The 20,618-nt window shown below is 67.2% G+C and carries 16 protein-coding genes and 1 riboswitch; of the genes, 7 read left to right on the forward strand and 9 right to left on the reverse strand.

The features are described from left to right. Positions 1 to 82: 82 nt before the first annotated feature. The 3 genes from AC5P7X_RS18805 to AC5P7X_RS18815 all read right to left on the reverse strand — a co-directional run bounded on the left by AC5P7X_RS18805 (position 83) and on the right by AC5P7X_RS18815 (position 4,702). Positions 83 to 2,473 (reverse strand): VgrG-related protein, encoded by a 2,391-nt coding sequence (locus tag AC5P7X_RS18805; protein WP_235643061.1) that lies wholly within the window; start codon positions 2,471 to 2,473, stop codon positions 83 to 85. 25 nt (positions 2,474 to 2,498) lie between these two features. Then, on the reverse strand, positions 2,499 to 3,092 hold the full coding sequence (locus AC5P7X_RS18810) for a lysozyme inhibitor LprI family protein (RefSeq protein WP_053498749.1): 594 nt from the start codon (positions 3,090 to 3,092) through the stop codon (positions 2,499 to 2,501). Between the two features lie 155 nt (positions 3,093 to 3,247). Next, on the reverse strand, positions 3,248 to 4,702 hold the full coding sequence (locus AC5P7X_RS18815) for a SulP family inorganic anion transporter (RefSeq protein WP_065178425.1): 1,455 nt from the start codon (positions 4,700 to 4,702) through the stop codon (positions 3,248 to 3,250). 208 nt (positions 4,703 to 4,910) lie between these two features. Here AC5P7X_RS18815 and AC5P7X_RS18820 point away from each other — a divergent pair, with 208 nt between their 5' ends. Further along, entirely contained in the window at positions 4,911 to 5,891 is a 981-nt protein-coding gene (locus AC5P7X_RS18820; protein WP_495215257.1) for a cation diffusion facilitator family transporter, read from the forward strand. A 111-nt stretch (positions 5,892 to 6,002) separates the two neighbouring features. Beyond that, positions 6,003 to 6,428: an organic hydroperoxide resistance protein gene (locus AC5P7X_RS18825; RefSeq protein ID WP_004153735.1), complete on the forward strand. Its 426-nt coding sequence runs from the start codon at positions 6,003 to 6,005 to the stop codon at positions 6,426 to 6,428. Between the two features lie 229 nt (positions 6,429 to 6,657). Here AC5P7X_RS18825 and mmsB read toward each other — a convergent pair whose 3' ends face one another. From mmsB to AC5P7X_RS18850, 5 genes are read right to left on the reverse strand one after another with little or no spacing between them, the layout of a single operon-like run. Continuing rightward, positions 6,658 to 7,548 (reverse strand): 3-hydroxyisobutyrate dehydrogenase, encoded by an 891-nt coding sequence (gene mmsB / locus AC5P7X_RS18830; RefSeq protein ID WP_372485085.1) that lies wholly within the window; start codon positions 7,546 to 7,548, stop codon positions 6,658 to 6,660. Continuing rightward, positions 7,545 to 8,720 carry an enoyl-CoA hydratase/isomerase family protein gene (locus tag AC5P7X_RS18835; protein WP_053498743.1) on the reverse strand — a complete coding sequence of 392 codons (1,176 nt, stop codon included), beginning with the start codon at positions 8,718 to 8,720 and terminating at the stop codon, positions 7,545 to 7,547. The genes mmsB and AC5P7X_RS18835 overlap by 4 nt, the downstream gene beginning before the upstream one ends. Beyond that, on the reverse strand, positions 8,717 to 9,514 hold the full coding sequence (locus AC5P7X_RS18840; RefSeq protein WP_005420654.1) for an enoyl-CoA hydratase: 798 nt from the start codon (positions 9,512 to 9,514) through the stop codon (positions 8,717 to 8,719). The genes AC5P7X_RS18835 and AC5P7X_RS18840 overlap by 4 nt, the downstream gene beginning before the upstream one ends. Further along, entirely contained in the window at positions 9,511 to 10,677 is a 1,167-nt protein-coding gene (locus AC5P7X_RS18845; protein ID WP_095378605.1) for an acyl-CoA dehydrogenase family protein, read from the reverse strand. The genes AC5P7X_RS18840 and AC5P7X_RS18845 overlap by 4 nt, the downstream gene beginning before the upstream one ends. A gap of 14 nt (positions 10,678 to 10,691) precedes the next feature. Further along, positions 10,692 to 12,197 (reverse strand): CoA-acylating methylmalonate-semialdehyde dehydrogenase, encoded by a 1,506-nt coding sequence (locus AC5P7X_RS18850; protein WP_206619882.1) that lies wholly within the window; start codon positions 12,195 to 12,197, stop codon positions 10,692 to 10,694. Positions 12,198 to 12,312: 115 nt separating this feature from the next. On the opposite strand from AC5P7X_RS18850, the gene AC5P7X_RS18855 reads away from it, so the two are divergent. After that, a complete protein-coding gene (locus AC5P7X_RS18855) occupies positions 12,313 to 13,680 on the forward strand; it encodes a helix-turn-helix domain-containing protein (protein ID WP_495215258.1) in 1,368 nt (455 codons plus the stop codon). A gap of 346 nt (positions 13,681 to 14,026) precedes the next feature. Here the strand turns inward: AC5P7X_RS18855 and AC5P7X_RS18860 are convergent, their stop codons facing one another. Continuing rightward, the gene (locus tag AC5P7X_RS18860; protein WP_495215259.1) at positions 14,027 to 15,919 is read right to left on the reverse strand and encodes a patatin-like phospholipase family protein; all 1,893 of its coding nucleotides are present in this window, start codon (positions 15,917 to 15,919) and stop codon (positions 14,027 to 14,029) included. A gap of 194 nt (positions 15,920 to 16,113) precedes the next feature. Here AC5P7X_RS18860 and AC5P7X_RS18865 point away from each other — a divergent pair, with 194 nt between their 5' ends. The 4 genes from AC5P7X_RS18865 (at position 16,114) to pncA (ending at position 20,443) form a co-directional block, all read left to right on the forward strand. Further along, positions 16,114 to 17,163, forward strand: a complete 1,050-nt coding sequence (locus AC5P7X_RS18865) for a bifunctional nicotinamide-nucleotide adenylyltransferase/Nudix hydroxylase (protein ID WP_053498734.1) — start codon at positions 16,114 to 16,116, stop codon at positions 17,161 to 17,163. A gap of 65 nt (positions 17,164 to 17,228) precedes the next feature. Beyond that, the gene (locus AC5P7X_RS18870; protein ID WP_206619880.1) at positions 17,229 to 18,638 is read left to right on the forward strand and encodes a nicotinate phosphoribosyltransferase; all 1,410 of its coding nucleotides are present in this window, start codon (positions 17,229 to 17,231) and stop codon (positions 18,636 to 18,638) included. Between the two features lie 98 nt (positions 18,639 to 18,736). Further along, a riboswitch (cobalamin riboswitch) is annotated at positions 18,737 to 18,950 on the forward strand. 139 nt (positions 18,951 to 19,089) lie between these two features. Beyond that, entirely contained in the window at positions 19,090 to 19,761 is a 672-nt protein-coding gene (locus tag AC5P7X_RS18875; protein WP_061480745.1) for an epoxyqueuosine reductase QueH, read from the forward strand. A 55-nt stretch (positions 19,762 to 19,816) separates the two neighbouring features. Beyond that, positions 19,817 to 20,443 (forward strand): bifunctional nicotinamidase/pyrazinamidase, encoded by a 627-nt coding sequence (pncA, locus tag AC5P7X_RS18880; protein ID WP_206619879.1) that lies wholly within the window; start codon positions 19,817 to 19,819, stop codon positions 20,441 to 20,443. Positions 20,444 to 20,618: the final 175 nt, after the last annotated feature.

Raw genomic sequence — 20,618 nt, forward strand, 5'->3', positions numbered from 1 at the left:
CAATAGTTTACACCGGACGGCTGAACGGCGGCGGGTGGCGCCGGGACTGGCCGCTCGACCGGCCCCGGGGTCGCCGCGTGGCTTACAACCCGCGGTTGCGCACCTGTTCCTGCTGCTGCTCCTGCGCACGCTGGTTGAACTGGCTGTCCAGCGCTTCGCTTTGCCGGCTGCTGGCCTCGACCGAGTGCGATACCGCCTGCTGGCGGTCGACGAAGGTCCGCTGCGCCGCCGGGTCGCCCAGCTCGCCCTGCACCGCAAACAGACCGGTGCCGTCGGGGCGGGCCACGACGTGGTCGATCTGGCGCATCCCGGACACCTTGCTTTCGTACGCCAGCTGGCCGGCCGCCCGCTCAACCTCCTGCGGGTTGGCGAACAGTGGCTTCAGGCCGGCCTGGGCACGCTGCTGCTCCAGCGCCTGCAGCTTGCCCAGCGCCCGGCCGAAGCGCGCGTTGTCGGCGTGCCCGGGGTCGCGCATGCTGGCCGGCTCTGCGGGCTCGGCCCGGGCCGGTGCCGCCGGCGGGGTACCGGCCTTGACCGCGTTGGGGGCATCGACCTGCGCCAGGGTCTTGCGGCCTGCCTTGCCATCGTCGTCCAGGCCGTTGTTGGCCTGGAACTGCTTGACCGCCGCAAAGGTGTCCTTGCCATACACACCATCGGCGTGCAGCGGCTTGCCATCGGCCCCGGCATAGCCCAGCGCCGCCAGCTTGCCCTGCAAGGCCTTGACCTCATCGCCGCGCTCGCCCTGCTTCAGCACGCCATCGGCCATCGGCGCCTGCTGTGCACTGCGTGCGGCCTGCGCGGCCTCGGGGCCCTGCGCGTGGACCTTGCCGCCCAGGGTGATGCGGTCATTGAGCATGTCACCCAGGAACCTGCGGTACTGGTCCGGCTCGAGCTCGATATGTGCGTGCACGGCACCCGGGGTGCCGGCATCGGACTGGCGGATCAACGGCGCGCCGTACTCGACGAAATCACCAGTCTTGTAGGGGGTGCTTCCACGTGCACCATGCAGCACCTGCCCGACCAGTTCACGCTGCGGATGCCCGGCCGGATGGCTCCAGATGCTGATGGAGTTCCACTTGTCGTTGTTGACCTGCACGTAGCCCGCGACCGGATTGGGAATCATCACTTCCCGGTCGCCGCGCGAAGTACTCAGGATCAGATCCTTGTGCACCAGCGGAATGCCGTTGCGATCACCACGGGTCCGCACCGTTTCCAGCTCGCCCTCGACCATTGCCGACGGGCGGTCAGCCTTGGCGGCATTGCCGGTGCGCACGGCCTCGGCGTTGGTGTTGGGGTGATGGATCTTCAGTTCGCGGTAGGCATCCTCGCCACTGGTGCCATGACGCAGTGTGCGGTTGCTGCTGCCGTTGCCAAAGGGTTCGACCACGACGATGCGCTGGCCACCGGGTGCGGCAGCGGCATCGGGTTCGCGCGCAGTCGCGGGTGCGGGTGCCGCAGCAGGCGTGGCCGGTGCCACAGGCTGCGCCGGCGTGTGCTCGCGTACCACCGTATCCAGAGCCTGCAGGGTCTGCCGGCCGGCCTTGCCATCAACGGTCAGCCCATGCGCCTGCTGGAACTCGCGCACTGCATGCTCGGTGTTGGCACCGTAGTGGCTATCGGCTGTCAGAGGTTGCCCGTTGCGGCCGGTATGGCCGGCCTGGATCAACTTGGCCTGCAGGGCCTGGACCTCGGTACCGTGCTCGCCGGGTGCCAGCACGCCGTCGGCCATCGCCGATGCGGCCGCGCGCTGCCCGCGCCGGCCCGGCTCAGGTTCACCGAACGCTTGCTGGTAATCCTTGCCCCGGTAAGCCTCGGGGTTTTGGTTGACCTGGTCGTAGCGCGCCAGCCCGACCAGCGCGTTCTTCTCGGTGAGCGCACGATCACGCAGCGAATCCCACAGGGTGGGCGAGCTCTGGAAGTGCGACTGCACGTTGGCGTGCTTGTAGTCCTGCACCGCGCGGACAATCTGCTCGTCACTCAGCTCAGCCAGCTTGAAGTCTTCGCTGTAGGCTTGCTGGAGACCCTTCTGGAACACCGAACGTGTCATGCCGCGGTACTGCACCGAGGTGCTCCACAGCGCGTCCTGCACGGCCGGACCACGGCCGGAAAGATCAATGCCTACATCCTTCAGGCGGCCCATCTGCACGTCGTAGTACTGGTGCTGGATGAAGTCGTGCTGGTCCCTGGCAAACCCTGCCGGATCGGCCGCCGCCACTTCCTTCCAGCGTTCGGTGAAGGCCGGGGTTCCTGCCTGCAGGCCGTTGAAGCGGTTGCCATAGCGCGAGGCGGCGACGTATTCGTCCACGCCGCCAACGTTGGTGGCGTACTGGTAACTGCCATACGACACGCCACCATGGTCGCCCCTGCCGGTGGAAACGTGGCCGGGGCCACGACCTCCGGTTTCGAAATGCGCCGACGTCTGGCCGCGATGCCAGCTGTCCATTGCCTGCTTTGCCTGGGTCACAACATCCATCTTCCTGCACTCCTTTGCGGGGGATTTACTTTGAGGTCAGTGCCTGCAGCACATCGGCACGGTTGGCGGTGCGATTGATCCGGCAGGACTGCGCGTCCAGCATCTGCCCCTGCCCGTCTTCGGCAGGGTTCCAGCTGCAGTAGCGATTGGTATCGGACATGTAGGCAGCCTGCTCGTCCATCAGCCTGTCCTTGTCCTTGCCATCGGGGCCGTCAACGATCTTCATGAAAGCCTGCTCGAGCCGCTGCTCCTGCCAAGCAAGCTCGTCATCACCACACGCCTGCAGTGCCGATGTCTCGCCGCCGCTGGATCTCACGCATGCAGCATACTGCGGCCGCAACGTCGCCTTGTTGTAGGAATCATCCGGGCGCTGCGGCGGCATGTCCTGGTCATCGGCATCGGCCACCGTCGTGGCAGGTGCGGCACGTGCAGGCTCTGCAGTGGCGGGCGGCGATGCAGTGGCCGGTGCGGCGGCCGCGGGGGCAGCTGCCGTATCCGCCTCCGGGCTCTTGGCCTGGCATGCCGCCAGGCTGAGGCCAAAGGCCAGCGCAAGGGCGATGGCCCCAGCCTTGCCGAACGTTTCACGGGGGGCCGCTGGAAGGTGGTTTATTCCCTGCATTGCTTGCATCTCCTTGGCATCCAGGCGCGTGGCCCGTCAACGCGGGGCCGTCCATCGGCCCCATCAGGAAACGCATGCTACGCGAGCGCCGGTTTCAGATGCCTGACCGGATTCAGAATGCGTGCACCTCGTCGCAGAAGCAGGATGCGTAAGCCTCAATGCCCGCCCGCGCGCCCGCCCACCTGTTCGATCAGCGTCTGGCTAGCCACATTGAGGCTTACCACCACCACCTCCGCCCCATGCGCGGCCAGCTTTTCCTGCGCACGTTCCAGCGCGGCCACTGCGGTCAGGTCCCACAGGTGGGCGTCACGCAGGTCGATCTGCACCTTCGGCGCGACGTGCTGGTAGTCAAACGCCGCGCCCAGCTGGCCGGCAGACGCAAAGAACACCTGCCCGCGTACGCGGTAGACCTGCGTGTCTCCGGCATCCTCGCGCTGCACCTCCAGCATGCGGCCGACCTTGCGGGCGAAGAACAGCGCCGACAGCAGCACGCCACTGAGCACGCCCTTGGCCAGGTCGTGGGTGGCCACGGTGACCACCACGGTCAGCAACATCACGGCCGAGGAACTGCGCGGATGCGTGCGCAGGTCGCGCAGCGAGCGCCAGCTGAAAGTGCCGATGCTGACCATGATCATCACCGCCACCAGCGCAGCCATCGGGATCTGCCGCACCAGGTCGCTGCCGTACACCACCAGCACCAGCAGCAGCACGCCGGCCACCAGGCAGGACAGGCGGCCGCGGCCACCAGACGTCACGTTGATGACCGACTGGCCGATCATCGCGCAGCCGGCCATTCCGCCGAGGAACCCGGTGACCGTGTTGGCCACGCCCTGGCCGACGCATTCGCGGTTGCGCTCGCTGGGCGTCTCGGTGATGTCCTCGACGATCTGCAGGGTCATCATCGATTCGAGCAAGCCGACCACGGCCAGCGTGGCCGACACCGGCAGCAGGATGCGCAGCGTTTCCCAGCTGAGCGGTACATCGGGGATGAGGAACTGCGGCAGGCTGTCCGGCAGCTGGCCCATGTCACCAACACTGCGCACGTCCACGCCAAAGCCGATCACTACGGCGGTGAGCACGACGATTGCCACCAGCGGCGAAGGCACAGCGCGGGTGAGGCGCGGCAGCAGGTAGATGATCGCCAGTGCGGCGGCACACAGCACGTAGACGGTGGGACCGCGGCCGATCAGTTCCGGCATCTGCGCCAGGAAGATCAGGATCGCCAGCGCGTTGACGAAGCCGGTGATGACCGAGCGCGAGACGAATCGCATCAGCGACCCAAGCTTGAACACACCGGCCAGCACCTGCAGCAGGCCGGCCAGGATGCTGGCGGCGAACAGGTACTGCAGGCCATGGTCCTTGACCAGGTCGACCATCACCAGCGCCATTGCACCGGTGGCGGCGGAGATCATGCCCGGCCGGCCGCCAGCGATGGCGGTGACCACCGCGATGGAAAACGCGGCGTACAGGCCGACCTTGGGGTCGACGCCGGCGATGAGCGAGAAGGCGATGGCCTCGGGAATCAGGGCCAGGGCGACGACCATGCCGGACAGCAGATCACCACGGATGTTGCCGAGCCATTGCTGGCGCAGGGGGTAGGACGTTTGCATGGAAAAACTCCGCGCGCACGCGGGCGTGGCCGCATGGCGCTGCAGTGGAAAGACGCGGGTTCCTGAGCCGGGCGGGCCGGCTGCCGAGATGCGGCAAGGGTCAGGGTGGCGTGATCACTGCAGGCGGGAATCGGTACGTGGGAGGGACGCAGTCTACGGCACAGGGCTGCCAAGGGACAGCGTCGACAGTCCGCAACGGCAGCGGAGCATGGCTCCGCTCTACAATCGCGCCATGGCCACCGACCACGCACAGTTCTTCGATCCCGCCACCGAACAAGGCGTGCTGCGCCTGTCCATCGCAGGCTCACTGCTGCTGGCCGCGGCAGCGGTAGTGTTCGGCCTGCTGGCCAATTCCTCGCTGATCATCTTCGACGGCATCTACGGCCTGATCGATGTGGTGATGACCTGGCTGTCACTGCTGGTCGCGCGGCTGATCGCACTGTCCACCAGCACCGACGCGCTGCAGTCGCGGCTCAACCAGCGCTTCACCATGGGCTTCTGGCACCTGGAGCCGATCGTGCTGGGGGTGAGCGGCACGCTGATGATCGGCGCTGCGCTGTATGCGCTGGTCAATGCGGTCGACGCGCTGATGTCCGGCGGCCGCCACATCGCGCTCGGTCCGGCCATCGCCTTCGCCGGGCTGTCGATCGTCGGCGAAGGTGCGCTGGCCTGGTTCGTGCTGCGCGCCAACCGCCGCATCGGCTCGGAGTTCATCGCACTGGATGCGAAAAACTGGGTGATCGCGGCCAGCATGTCGGCCTGCTACCTGCTGGCCTTCCTCGGCGGCGTGCTGGTGCGGGGCACCTCCTGGGCCTGGGTCGGGCCGTACATCGACCCGGCCATCCTCGCCTTCGTCTGCGTGCTGGTGATGATCGCCCCGCTCGGCACCGTGCGCCGGGCGCTGGCCGGCATCCTGCTGGTCACCCCGCCGGAACTGCAGGCGCATGTGGATGCGGTGGCACGCGCGATCGTGGCCAGGCACGGCTTCGTTGAGCACCGCAGCTACGTCGCGCAGGTGGGGCGTGGCGAGCAGATCGAGCTGTTCTTTGTGGTGCCGGAAGACGACCCGCCGCGGCCCTTGGTGGAATGGGACCGGCTGCGCGACGAGATCGGCGAAGCGCTGGGCGAGGCCTCGCCGGACCGCTGGCTGACCATCATGTTCACCACCGACCGCGAGTGGACGATCTAGGCCAACAGGACGATCGATCAAGTTTTTCGTACGCGTTGCAACCCAACGTACGCGGAAAGCGGGCAAAGTAGGCTCCAACGCAACACCCACCCACTGACCAGGAGCATCCCGATGTCCATCGAAAAGGTTCTGTACACCGCCCAGGCCACCTCCACCGGCGGCCGCGAAGGCCGTTCCGTCTCCTCCGACAACGTGCTGGACATCCAGCTGTCGACCCCACGCGAGCTGGGCGGCGCCGGTGGCCCAGGCACCAACCCGGAACAACTGTTCGCCGCCGGCTACTCGGCCTGCTTCCTGGGCGCGCTGAAGTTCGTGGCCGGCCAGGCCAAGGTCGCGCTGCCGGCCGACACCACCGTCACCGGCAAGGTCGGCATCGGCCAGATCCCGACCGGTTTCGGCATCGAGGCCGAGCTGACCATCAACGTGCCGGGCGTGCCGCGCGAGCAGGTGGAAGAACTGGTGCAGAAGGCACACATCGTGTGCCCGTACTCGAATGCCACCCGCGGCAACATCGACGTGACGCTGATCGTTGCCTGATGCGCTGCTGCCGGCCAGCGGCCGGCACTGCCCGCGCGCGGCGCAAAAAAATGGGCGGATGCCGGTCGAAACCAAGCATCCGCCCATCCCACCCCGGGTGGTCCCCGGCACATGGCCGGGGACGCATCTGCTTCTGTAGAGCCGAGCCCATGCTCGGCTGATCCGTCCGGCGCTGGAACATCCGGCGGAAAAGCAGCCGAGCATGGGCTCGGCTCTACATATCCAAACCTTATTTTTCGCTTGTGATCAGCTGCACGACGCTGGAGAAATCCAGCTTGCCGCGGCCGGCCTGGTGATTCATCGAGTACAGGTTGCGGGCCACTTCGCCCAGCGGGATCGAGGCGCCGACACTCATCGCCGCTTCCACCGCCAGGCCCATGTCCTTCAGCATCAGATCGCTGCCGAAACCGCCGCTGTAGCCGCGCGAGGCCGGCGCATTTTCCAGCACGCCCGGCCACGGGTTGCACACTTCGGTGGCCCAGCTGCGGCCGGTGCTGACCGCCATCATCTGCGACAGCACCTTCGGGTCCAGCCCGTGCGCCACGCCCAGTGCGATGGCTTCACCGGTCACCGCCATGATCACGCCCAGCGCCATGTTGTTGCACAGCTTGGCGACCTGGCCGGCACCGCTGGCGCCGACATGGAAGATGTTCTTGCCCATCGCCTGCAGCACCGGGCGGGCGCGCTCCAGCGCGTCCTCTTCGCCACCGACGATGAAGGTCAGGGTACCGGCCTGGGCGCCGGCGGTACCGCCGGAGACCGGCGCGTCGATCATCAGCAGGCCACGCGCGGCGGCCGCTTCCGAGACCTTGCGGGCACTGGCTGGTGCGATCGTGCTGCAGTCGATGACCAGTGCACCGGCCGGGATTGCGGCGAGGATGCCGTCATCGCCCAGGTAGACGCCTTCGACGTGGCGGCTGGCCGGCAGCATCGAGATCACGACTTCCGCATCGGCCAGGGTGTCGCGTGCCGACGACGCCGCGCTGGCACCGGCATCGACGGCGGCCTGCACCGCGGCCGGGACCAGATCGAACACGCGCACGGTGTGGCCGTTCTTGACCAGATTGGCGGCCATCGGGCCACCCATGTTGCCCAACCCGATGAATGCAATGCGGCTCATGCAAGGCTCCTTTCAACAAGGGGAGTGCCCAGGTCGGCCAGCGGATGCGCGGCAGCGGCCCAGGGGGAAGCGAAGAAGGTGTCGGCCCACGCACCGGTGGCCTCGGCCAGGGTGGCCGGGTTCCACTGCGGATTGCGGTCCTTGTCGATCAGCAGCGCGCGGATGCCTTCGGCGAAATCACCGTGGGCGGCGCAATGCAGGGCGACGATGTACTCCAGGCGGTAGATCGCGGCCAGATCCTGGCCGGCACTGCGGCGCTGCAGCTCGTACGACAACCGTGCCGAACCCGGCGCACCGGCGGCGAGGGTCTTCTGTGCCGCCTGCAACCACGCATCATCGGTCTGCAGGCCGGCAATGCGCGCGACAATGGCTTCAAGGTCATCGCCTTCGCACAACGCATCGACCTGCGCCGCATTGGCCAGCAGCGGACCGGTGGCGGCATCGCTGGCATGCGCCTGCAGCAGATGGGTCAGGCGTTCGTGGTTGTGTGCGGAGTCACTGGACCAGGCCACCTGCAGCAGCGCATCGAACACCGTACTGCGGCGCTCTTCGGGCACATGTACATCGGCCAGGCCAGCGTAGATGGCATCGCCCGGGTTGAGCAGCGCGCCGGTCAGGGCCAGGAACAGCCCGCCCTTGCCCGGCACGCGCGGCAGCAGCCAGCTGCCACCGACATCAGGGAACAGGCCGACGGTGATTTCCGGGAAGGCCAGCTTGGAGCGCTCGCTGACCACACGGTGGCTGGCGCCGGACATCAGGCCGATGCCGCCGCCCATCACGATGCCGTGGCCCCAGCACAGGATCGGCTTGGCGTAGGTGTGGATGAGGTAATCGACGCGGTACTCAACGTCGAAGAACTCGGCGGCGTAGTCGTTCTCGCGGATGTCGCTGCGGCCGTCCTCACGGAAGGCGACCATGGCCTTGTACAGGCTGTGCAGGTCGCCGCCGGCGCAGAACGCCTTTTCGCCAGCACCCTGCAGCACCACCATGGCGATGCCGTCGTCGTCGGCCCAAGCGTTCAACTGCTCCAGCAGCAGGTGTGCCATCGGCAGCGAGAAGCCATTGAGCGTGCGCGGCGCGTTGAGCGTGGCGAGGCCGATGCGCACGCCGTTACCGGCCACGCGCTCCTCGAACAGCACCGGTGCGTCGTCGGCAGCGGTGTCGGCGCTCATGCGTTCTTCCACTGCGCGGCGCGCTTTTCCAGGAAGGCAGTCACGCCCTCGACCTGGTCGGCGGTGTCGAACAGGTCGACGAAGGCTTCGCGCTCGGCCACCAGCGCCGAGGCGTGGGTGCCGGTGCGGGTGGACTGCACCAGCGTCTTGCAGGCGGCGATGCTGGTCGGGCTCTGCTTGCCGGCCTTTTTCGCCCATTCCAGCGCCAGTGCCTTGGCTTCGCCCTTGCCGACCTTTTCTTCGGCCAGCCCGATGCGCAGCGCGGTCTCGGCGTTGATGCGCTCACCCAGCAGGATCATGCGCTTGGCCCAGCCTTCGCCGACCAGGCGCGGCAGGTTCTGGGTGCCACCGGCGCACGGCAGCAGGCCAACGGTGGCCTCCGGCAGCGCCACCTGGGCGTGCTCTTCGATGATGCGCAGGTCGCAGGCCAGTGCGCATTCCAGGCCTCCGCCCATCGCGTAGCCGTTGATCGCGGCGATCGACACGCCACGGAAACCGGACAACGCCTCGAAGGCTTCGCCGAAACGGCGCGCGGCTTCGCGCGCTGCGGCCTTGTCGCCGGAAGCGAACTGGTTGAGGTCGGCACCGGCGGAGAAGAACTTCTCGCCGTCACCGGTGATCACCAGCGCGTAGATGTCGCGGTCTGCGTTGAGCGCGCCGACCAGGTCGCGCAGCGCCGACAGGCTGTGCACGGTCCAGGTGTGCGCCGGCGGGTTGTTCAGGGTGACCACGGCGGTATGGCCGTCGGCCTCGACCTTCAGGCCCACGTGCTCCTGGGTACGCCAATCCTTCATCGCAGTTCCTCTTCGGTGTTGAGCAGGTGACGGGCAACGATCACCCGCATGATCTCATTGGTGCCTTCCAGGATCTGGTGCACGCGGCAGTCACGCAGCAGGCGCTCGATCGGGTACTCGCGGATGTAGCCGTAGCCACCGTGGATCTGCAGCGCTTCATTGCAGACGTTGAAACCGGCATCGGTGGCGAAGCGCTTGGCCATCGCGCACCACACATTGGCATCGCTGGCCCCGGCATCGAGCTTGCGTGCGGCGGTGTGCACCATCTGCCGCGCGGCCACCAGTTGGGTGACCATGTCGGCCAGCTTGAACTGCAGCGCCTGGAACTCGGCCAGCGCCTTGCCGAACTGGCGGCGCTCGCCCATGTAGCGGCGCGCGGCATCCAGCGCGCCCTGCGCGGCACCCAGCGAGCAGGCGGCAATGTTGATGCGGCCACCATCAAGCCCCTTCATCGCCAGCTTGAAGCCGCCGCCTTCCTCTCCCAGAAGGTGGCTGACCGGCACGCGGACGTTTTCGAAGGTGATGCCACGGGTGGGCTGGCTGTTCCAGCCCATCTTCTCTTCCTTGCGGCCGAAGCTGATGCCCGGCAGGTCCGACGGCACTGCAATGGCGCTGACGCCGCCAGCACCGGCACCGCCGGTACGTGCCATCACCACCAGCAGTTCGGTGGCACCGGCGCCGGAGATGAAGGCCTTCGAGCCGTTCAGCACGTAATGATCGCCGTCGCGCACGGCGGTGGTCTTCAGCGAGGCCGCATCGGAGCCGGCACCCGGTTCGGTCAGGCAGTACGAGGCCAGCTTGTTGCCTGAGGACAGGTCAGTGCCCCACGCATCGCGCAGTGCTGGCTGGCCCCACGTGGACACCATCCATGAGGCCATGTTGTGGATGCTGATGTAGGCCGCAGTCGACGGATCGACGTTGGCGAGCTCCTCGATGACGACGGCGGCGTCCAGCCGGCTCAGGCCGCTGCCGCCCACTTCCGGGTCCATGTACAGACCGCAGAAGCCCAGTTCACCGGCCTTGGCGATCGCCTCGCGCGGAAAGATGCCCTCCGCATCCCATCGCGCGGCGTGTGGCGCCAGTTCGGCCTGTGCGAAGTCGCGCGCTGCCTCGCGGTACGCCTGCTGCGCTTCTTCCAGTTCCGTCGTCATCGAGTGGCTCATGGCTGCTCCTGCCGTTACTTCAGGCTGATCGTGGTGTTGACGCCGTGGCTCAGCGTTTCGTCATCGAACCAGCGCGCGGTGACCGTCTTGGTCTGGGTGTAGAACAGCACCACCTGCTTGCCGTATGGGCCCAGGTCGCCCAGCTTGGAGGCGCGCGAACCGGTGAACGAGAACAGCGGCACCGGCACCGGGATCGGCACGTTGATGCCGACCTGGCCGACGTCGATGTCTTCCTGGAACTTGCGCGCGGCCGCGCCGGACTGGGTGAACAGTGCGGTGCCGTTGCCGTTCGGGTTGCTGTTGACCATCGCGATGGCGTCTTCCAGCGTCTCCGCTTCGAGGATGACCAGCACCGGCCCGAAGATTTCTTCCTGGTAGATGCGCATGTCGGTGGTGACACCGGCAAAGATGGTCGGGCCGACGAAGTTGCCCTTCTCGAAGCCATCCACCTGCGGGTTGCGGCCATCGAGCACCAGCGAGGCGCCCTGCTCCACACCCGAGGCGATCAAGCCTTCCACGCGCTCGCGGGCACTGCAGGAAATGACCGGACCGACGTCGGTGCCGGATACGGTGCCGGCGCTGACCTTCAGGGTCTTGGCCTTTTCGACCAGATCCTGCACCCAGTTGCGCGCTTCACCGACCAGCACCAGGGTGGAGGCGGCCATGCAGCGCTGGCCCGCGGCGCCGAAGGCCGCACCGACCATCGCGTTGAGGGTCTGTTCCTTGTTGGCGTCCGGCAGCACCACGGCGTGGTTCTTGGCGCCCATCATGCACTGCACGCGCTTGCCGGCCAGCGAGGCACGGTTGTACACGTGGGTGCCGACGCGGGTGGAACCGACGAACGACACGGCCTTGATGTCCGGGTGGTCGCAGATCGCGTTGACCACTTCTTCGCCGCCGTGGACGACGTTCAGCACGCCCTTCGGAATGCCGGCTTCCAGGGCAAGCTCGACCAGGCGCATGGTGACCATCGGGTCCTGCTCGGACGGCTTGAGGATGAAGGTGTTGCCCGTTGCAATCGCCATCGGGAACATCCACAGCGGGATCATCGCCGGGAAGTTGAACGGGGTGATGCCGGCGCACACGCCCAGCGGCTGCATGATCGTGTAGGTGTCCACGCCATTGGCCACGTTGTTGGCCAGCTCGCCCAGCTGCAGGTTGCCGATGGCGGCGGCGTGCTCGACCACTTCCAGGCCGCGGAACACATCGCCTTCGGCGTCCGGCAGGGTCTTGCCCTGTTCGGCGGTGAGGATGTGGGCCAGCTCGCTCATGTTTTCGCGGATCAGCTGCTGGTACTTCAGGAAGATGCGCGCACGGGTGCCGATCGGGGTCTTGCGCCAGGTCTTGAAGGCTTCCTTGGCGGCTGCGACGGCGGCGTCCACTTCACCGGTGGTGGCGAAGGGCACCTTGGCCAGCACGTCCTGGGTGGCCGGATTGATCACGTCCTGCCAGTGGGAGGTGGCCGATTCAACGAACTGGCCATCGATCAGCATGCGGATACGGGGCGCTTCAACAGTCATGACGACAATCCCACAGGGTGCGAAAGATGCTTGGCATTATTCACAGCACGCACCTCGATTTCCGGGCTGAATCCGCTTAATCTGGCCAACACACCCCACGATTCCTGTTAATTTTGTGAATACCCCAGCTCCCCAGCGGCAACTCGGCCTGCGCGTGCTGCGCCTGCGCGAACAGCGCGGCTACAGCCAGGTTGACCTGGCGCGGGCGCTGGGGCTGTCGGCCAGCTACCTGAACCAGATCGAGCGCAACAAGCGCCCCCTCACACCAGCGGTGCAGAAGAAGCTGGGCGAGGTATTGGGCGATGTTTCCGCGCTGTTCGACGAAGATGAGCCCGCCGCGCTGCAGGAAGCGCTGGGCGAGACCCTGCGCGACCTGGGCCTGGCCGAAGTCAGTGCCACCGAACTGCGCGCCCTGGCGGGCAACCTGCCGCAGGTCAGCCGTGCGCTGCTGGACCTGCACCGCCGCCACCTGGCACTGCGCGAGCATGCCGCCGCGCTGGAATTCCAGCTGGGCGAGCCCGGCGCCGGCGGCACCCTGCCGGCCGGCGACCAGGTGCGCGAGTTCTTCAACCGCATGCACAACCACATTCCCGAGCTGGACGAACTGGCCGAGCGCCTGTTCGCCGAGTGGGGACTCTCGCCCGGGCATGTGGCGCCGCGCTTGCGCCAGCTGCTGGCCGACCGTCACGGCGTGCTGGTGGAAGTGGCCGCACTGCAGGCCGGGCGCGAGAAGCGCCAGTACGATGCGGGTACGCGGCGGCTGTGGCTGCCGGACTACCTGGAGCCGGGCCAGCAGGCGTTCCAGATGGCCGCCGAACTGGGCCTGCACGGCTACCTGCCGCAGATCGATGCGGTGGTGGCGCGTGCCGGCTTCACCGATGACGCACGCATCGCGCAGGCACGGGTGGGTCTTTCAAACTACTTCGCCGGCGCGCTGGTCATGCCCTACATGCGCTTCCTGCGTGCGGCCGAGGCCAGCAGCTATGACATCGAACTGCTGGCGCACCAGTTCGGCGTCGGCTTCGAGGCGGTCTGCCACCGGCTGAGCACGCTGGCACGGCGCAGTGCGCCCGGCCTGCCGTTCTTCTTCATCCGCGTAGACCGTGCCGGCAATGTGTCCAAGCGCCATTCGGCCACCGACTTCCATTTCTCGCAGGTGGGCGGCTCGTGCCCGCTGTGGATCGTCTACGAGGCGTTCAACCAGCCCGGGCGCATCCTTACCCAGACCGCGCGCATGCCCGACGGGCGCCGCCATTTCTGGCTGGCGCGGCAGGTCAGCAGTGGCCCGGTGGGCCATGGCCAGCCGCGCAAGACCTTCGCGGTGGCGCTGGGCTGCGATCTACAGCATGCCGAACGCCTGGTGTATTCGCTGGGGCTGGATGTGCAGAGCCCAGGGAACTCGGTTTCGATCGGACCGGGTTGCCGGGTGTGCCCACGCGAGGACTGCATGCAGCGTGCGTTCGCGCAGTTACCGGGGCGATAGGGTTGGTTCGGCAGGGCTGCGCCCTGCACCTGCCGAAGCCGAAGCAACAGCAACAGCAAAAGCTGGCATTCCGTGGGATTGCGGGGCGGTGTCGGATTGCGGGGACGCCGTGAACCCGTCCCTGGGGGCTTGGCCGCGGCATCCATGCCGCGGACACCCCGCAATCCGACACCACCCCGCCTTCGACAGTTTCCTTCCATCTGTCGGAACGACGTATTGCTCTGGTAGGTGTCGACCTTGGTCGACACGGTAGATCCACGCCATGCGTGGATGCTCTTCGATGAATGTTCGAAATATTCGATTTCGATGGACGTTCATCCACGCATGGCGTGGTTCTACTACCGGGTCAGTAGATCGGCGTCACCTTCATCTGCGGCAGCGGGCGCGGTGCGCCGTCGGTCAGGTCCGGGCCAAGGTCTTCCCAGGTGCGGCCCTGCTCGACCATCTGCGCCCACAGCTGCTGCGAGCCGCGACGCTTGTCTTCCGAGCCCAGCTTGTACGACGGCGGTGCCGGCTCGCCACGGGCAACCATCGAGTACGCCGCGCGGTAGGCCAGCACCTGCTGCGCCGGGTCGTCGGTACGCGCCACTTCCAGCGTGTAGCGCTGGTAGGCCGAGGCCAGGTTTCGCCAGCGGATCCAGTAGTGGTTCCCGAACGAGAACGAACAGAAGCGCGCACCCGCCAGGCTGCCCTTGTCGGCGATGCGGGTCAGCACCTCCTGCGGCATGTCCAGGTTCATGCCGCCTTCGTCGCCCTGCAGGCTGACGTGCACGATGCGGTCACGGTAACCCGGCGCGCGCGCCTGCAGCAGGTCGCGCCAGTTCTGCATGGTCGCCACCACCGCGAACAGGAAGCGACCCAGCTCGGCCGCCGCCAACGGTCTGGCGATCGACTGGTAGGTCCGCTGCCAGCCGTGGCGGTTCTCGGTGGGCAGGAACACGGCATGTTCCAGCGCCTGGCGGCCATCACTACCGTGGCCCACGTCTTCGGCATGCTGCGGGTAGACCAGGTTGATGGCGAAGGTCGGCCAGCGCGGCAACGCGGCATCGAACAGATGGATCGGGAAGTTGCTGCTGATGCCGCCATCGGAGAACCAGCAGATGCGGAACGCGGTGATCACCGGGCCGCAGGTCTGCCCAGCGCTGGTCAGCCCTTCCATGCTGTCGGCCACGTTGTGTTCCTGGTCGGCGGCCGGTGCAGTGGGTTCGCAGCGGCGCTCGCGGCGCGAGGGCTCATGCAGCGGCACCGCGCTGATCAGCAACGGGAAACTCAGGCTCATGCGCGTGGCCACCAGCACCGGCAGCTTCGGGCCCTGCGGCAGGTGGTAGTACCGGCGCCCTTCCACCTCCAGCGGCGGGCCGGCCTGCGTCACCAGCCACTGCACCACGCTGGCGGGGAACAACTGCTCGAACTCCTCGCGCAGGAACCAGAACTGCGCGCCGCCCAGCGGCAGTGTGCGTGGTTCATTGTGCGACACGCAGGTGGTGATCATCTGCAGGCTGATCGCATGCGGGCTGTCCGGCTCGCCGGCATAGCGCGGCGCCTCGTGCAGGTCGGCAAAGGTCAGCGGTGCATCCAGCGGCTTGCCGGACAACTGCTGCAGGCATTCATGCAGCCACTCGGTCAATGCCGGTTTACGTGCATCGCGGCCGAGGCCACTGCACAGGCCCAGCAGGTTGCGCCGGGCCACACGCGCAACGCGCAACGCGGCTCCGGCCACGCCTGCACCGTAGGCGCACAGCAGCGACGGCAGCAGCGTTGCGGCCACGCCGCTCCAGCCACCGCCCCACCAGCCCAGGCCGACCAGCAGCGCCAGCGACACCAGCACTTCCAGCGGCGCGATCTCGAATACCGCCACCGCCAGGCACAGCAGCTTGTGCGGCAGGCCGGCATTGCCGGTCAGCACCACCAGCAGCCGATAGGCCGCGCGCGCGCCCCGCGCCGGTTGGAACAGGCTGTAGATGAACCCGCGCCGCGACAACTGCGCCGACACCGCCGACAGCCCGCCATAACCGGCATCACCGGGCAGGTGCTCGCCGGCCTGCATGCGGCGATCACCGCATGCCGCCGCAGCCGCTACCGCCGCAGCGATGGCGCCAGCGGAGGTGCCGCCGATGCTCTTGAACCGATACTCGCGTGCCAGCGCCAGTACCGCATTGGGGTACACGATGCCGCTGGTGATGCCGCCTTTCATGACCAGATCGCAGTACTTGTCCGCCACCGTCTTGCCCCCGAGCATGCCGTCCGCCGCGTGAATGCCAGTATGGCGCAGCGGCTTCTCAGGGCCTGAGAACACCACCGCAGTCCGGGCGGGAATCTGCGGCGTTCAGCAGATGGCAGGCCTGCAGGCTTGACCGGCCCCACCATCGGCGTAGCATCTGCAGCAAGCCAAGGGACAGACCCGCGGCTGCCACAACGACATGAGGGATTCTCATGGAATTCGACTATCTCGTCTTCATCGGGCGATTCGAGCCCTTCCACAACGGCCACGCCGCCGTTGCCCACCTGGCCCTGAGCCGGGCCCGCAAGCTGATCTTCCTGGTCGGCTCTGCCGATACCCCCCGCAGCCTCCGCAATCCCTGGACCGTGGCCGAACGCGCCGTGATGATCCAGGCAGCCCTCGATGGCCACACCGACCGCCTGCTGATCCGCCCGCTGCGCGACCACCTGTACAACGAAGCGCAGTGGATCGCCAACGTGCAGCGCCAGGTGGCCGAAGCCCTGCGCAACGACGGCGCCGCCGCCGATGCCAAGGTCGGCCTGATCGGCATGGACAAGGATGCCTCCAGCTACTACCTGAGGGAGTTCCCGCAATGGCCGCTGGTGGACGTGCAGCACACCGCCACCCTGTCGGCCACCGAGCTGCGGCGCTACCTGTTCGAAGCCGGCGACGTCGACTTCCACGGCGCGCTGCTGATGCTGCGTGGCAATGTGCCGGCGCCGGTGTACGACATGCTCGAAGCGTTCCGCAAAAGCGCGCCTGCGTATGCCCAGCTGGTGGCCGAGTACCGCTTCATCGAACAGTACAAGGCCGCCTGGAAGGATGCGCCCTACGCGCCCACCTTCGTCACCACCGATGCGGTGGTAGTGCATTCGGGCCACGTGCTGCTGGTACGGCGCCGTTCGGAGCCCGGCAAGGGCCTGTGGGCGCTGCCCGGCGGTTTCGTTGGCCAGGAGCAGAGCCTGCTGGACAGTTGCCTGCGCGAACTGCGCGAGGAAACCCGTCTGAAGATTCCGCTGCCGGTGCTGAAGGGTTCGCTGAAGGGCCAGCAGGTATTCGACCACCCCGACCGCAGCCAGCGCGGCCGCACCATCACCCACGGGTTCCACTTCGAATTCCCGGCCGGTGACCTGCCGCCGGTGCGCGGTGGCGACGACGCCGACAAGGCGCGCTGGATACCGGTGAGTGAGGCGTTGGACATGGGCCCGCAGCTGTTCGAGGACCACCTGCACATCCTGGAGTATTTCCTCGGCCGCGGCTGACCTGCCCGGCTCTCCCCACTGGCGGATAGACCGCTGGTGTCACTCGACGCGAAGGAGCTTCCGTCATGCACTACCTCGATAATCTTCTCCTCAACACCGACAGCTACAAGGCCAGCCATTGGCTGCAGTACCCGCCGGGTACCGATGCCACGTTCTTCTACGTCGAATCACGTGGCGGCCTGCACGATCGCACGGTGTTCTTCGGCCTGCAGGCGATCCTCAAGGACGCGCTGGCACGGCCGGTCACCCACGCTGACATCGACGACGCTGCTGCGGTATTCGCCGCCCATGGCGAGCCGTTCAACGAAGCCGGCTGGCGCGATATCGTCGACCGGCTCGGGGGCAACCTGCCAGTGCGCATCCGTGCCGTGCCCGAGGGCAGCGTGGTACCCACCCACCAGGCACTGATGACGATCGAGTCGACCGACCCGGCTGCATTCTGGGTGCCGTCGTACCTGGAAACGCTGCTGCTGCGCGTGTGGTACCCGGTCACCGTGGCCACCATCAGCTGGCATGCACGGCAGACCATTGCTGCGTTCCTGCAGCAGACCAGCGACGATCCGCAGGGGCAGCTGCCCTTCAAGCTGCACGACTTCGGCGCGCGCGGTGTATCGAGCCTGGAATCGGCTGCGCTCGGTGGTGCCGCACACCTGGTCAACTTCCTCGGCACCGACACCGTCTCGGCCCTGTGCCTGGCCCGCGCGCACTATCACGCGCCGATGGCCGGTTATTCGATTCCCGCCGCCGAGCACAGCACCATCACCAGCTGGGGCCGCGAGCGCGAAGTGGACGCCTACCGCAACATGCTGCGCCAGTTCGGCAAGCCGGGCGCGATCGTGGCAGTGGTGTCGGACAGCTATGACATCTACCGCGCGATCAGTGAACACTGGGGCACGACGCTGCGTGATGAAGTGATCGCTTCGGGCGCCACCCTGGTCATCCGCCCCGACTCGGGTGACCCGGTGGACGTGGTGGCCGAAAGCCTGCGCCGGCTGGATGAAGCATTCGGCCACACCCTCAACGGCAAGGGCTACCGCGTACTCAACCACGTGCGGGTGATCCAGGGCGATGGCATCAACCCGGATACGATCCGCGCCATCCTGCAGCGCATCACCGAAGACGGCTTCGCCGCCGACAACGTGGCCTTCGGCATGGGCGGCGCGCTGTTGCAGCGGCTGGACCGCGACACCCAGAAGTTCGCGCTGAAGTGCTCGGCAGCACGGGTCGAGGGTGAGTGGATCGACGTCTACAAGGACCCGGTCACCGATGCCGGCAAGACCAGCAAGCGTGGCCGCATGCGCCTGCTGCGGCGCCTGGATGACGGCAGCCTGCACACGGTGGCGTTGCCGTGTGATGGCGATGAGACGCTGCCGGACGGCTTCGAGGATGCGATGGTGACCGTGTGGGAGAACGGGCGCCTGCTGCACGACCAGCGCTTGGATGAGATCCGCGCGCGGGCTGCGGCGGGGCGTTGAGGCGCATCCCGACCGGGGTCGGATCCCGTTGCAGCGCAAAGGGCTCCGACCCCGGTGCCCCTTGACCCACGCCGGCAACGCGTCCACCGTGGGCACGCCGAAGGTATCCCTGCCGTGGCTGGATGGCGGCAGGGAGTTAAACGGGAATCCGGTGAAGGCGCTTCGTGCGCCCATTCCGGAGCTGCCCCGCAGCGGTGAATGGAAACGAATCCTGCCAACAGCACTGGGCTCGCGCCTGGGAAGCGGCAGGGAGTAGGTGGGCTGCGGCCCGTGTCCATCAGCCCGAATACCGGCCCCGGCCGGGGGACACGACCGTCCCCTGATTCGACCTGGACTCTCCGCGGGGAGGGTGCCGGGGCCATCGCCAGCCTGCACGTACAGGCGGCGTGGCCGCGCGCGTCCTGTTCACGGTAACCGGCCAGACCGCTCCCACGCCCTGACGCACGCCACGATGACCGAGTTCCAACGCCCCACCCTGACCCTGCCCGCCGATGGCAAGCGCCTGCTGCTGCATTCGTGCTGCGCGCCGTGCTCGGGCGAAGTGATGGAGGCGATCACCGCTTCCGGGATCGACTACGCGATCTTCTTCTACAACCCCAACATCCATCCGGTGAAGGAGTACGAGCTGCGCAAGCAGGAGAACATCCGCTTCGCCGAGCAGCACGGCATTCCGTTCATCGACTGCGACTACGACACCGACAACTGGTTCAGTCGTGCGCGTGGCATGGAGAACGAGCCCGAGCGCGGCATCCGCTGCACGATGTGCTTCGACATGCGTTTCGAACGCACCGCGCTGTACGCGCACGAGCACGGCTACGACACCATCAGTTCGTCGCTGGGCATCTCGCGCTGGAAGAACATGGCGCAGATCAACGACTGCGGCATCCGCGCGGCGTCGCGCTATGAAGGCCTGCAGTACTGGGACTACAACTGGCGCAAGGGCGGCGGTGCCAGCCGCATGATCGAGATCAGCAAGCGCGAGCAGTTCTACCAGCAGGAGTACTGCGGCTGCGTGTACTCGCTGCGCGATGCCAACCGCCATCGCCGTGAGAACGGCCGCGAGCGGATCAGGATCGGCCTGCTGTACTACGGGCAGGACGCTGAGGCGCCGCAGGGCGATTGACGTGCAGGCATGGGGCGGCCACGCTGGTCGCCCCTTCTGTTGTACCGGAACTGCCATGACCGCCCTGCCCGCCGATGTCGCTCTGCTGGTGATCGACCTGCAGCCGGACTTCATGCCCGGCGGTGCGCTGGCCTGCGACCAGGGCGATGCGCTGGTAACACCGATTGGCGATCTGTTGGCGCAGCGCCGCTACCGCACCGTGGTGGCGACCCAGGACTGGCACCCGGCCGACCACGCCTCGTTCGCCAGCCAGCACCCCGGCAAGCGACCGTTCGAAACCATCCTGCTGCACGCGCAGCCGCAGACCCTGTGGCCGGACCACTGCGTGCAGGGCAGCGCGGGTGCCGACCTGCACCCGGATGTGGACTGGACCGTGGCCGACCTGATCCTGCGCAAGGGCACGCGCCAACAGGTGGATTCGTACAGCGCCTTCCGCGAGAACCACGGCCCTGATGGCGAGCGCCCGGCCACCGGCCTGGCCGGCTGGCTGCATGAGCGCCGCATCCGCGAAGTGCATGTGTGCGGCCTGGCCCGCGACTACTGCGTGCTGTGGAGCGCGCAGGATGCGGTGAAGTCCGGCTTCCGGGTGAAGTTCCTGTGGGAGCTGACCCGGCCGGTGACCGAAGCCAACGACGCGATGGTGCGCGAAGCGCTGGGCAAGGCAGGGATCGCGATCGTCTGAGGCGTGACCGCCGGGCATGGCCCGGCGCTACCGCGCACGTCGCTTATGCCGCTTGCGCGCTCCTGCCCACAACAACACAATCGATTCATCCAGCCCCCTAACTACGCCCCCCTACAGATCGCGGGACGGCCGAACCGGGGGCTTTTCATTGGATGAAATCAGGATTCGGTAGTGC

The sequence above is a fragment of the Stenotrophomonas sp. YJH_SMC_53 genome, from assembly GCF_059369995.1.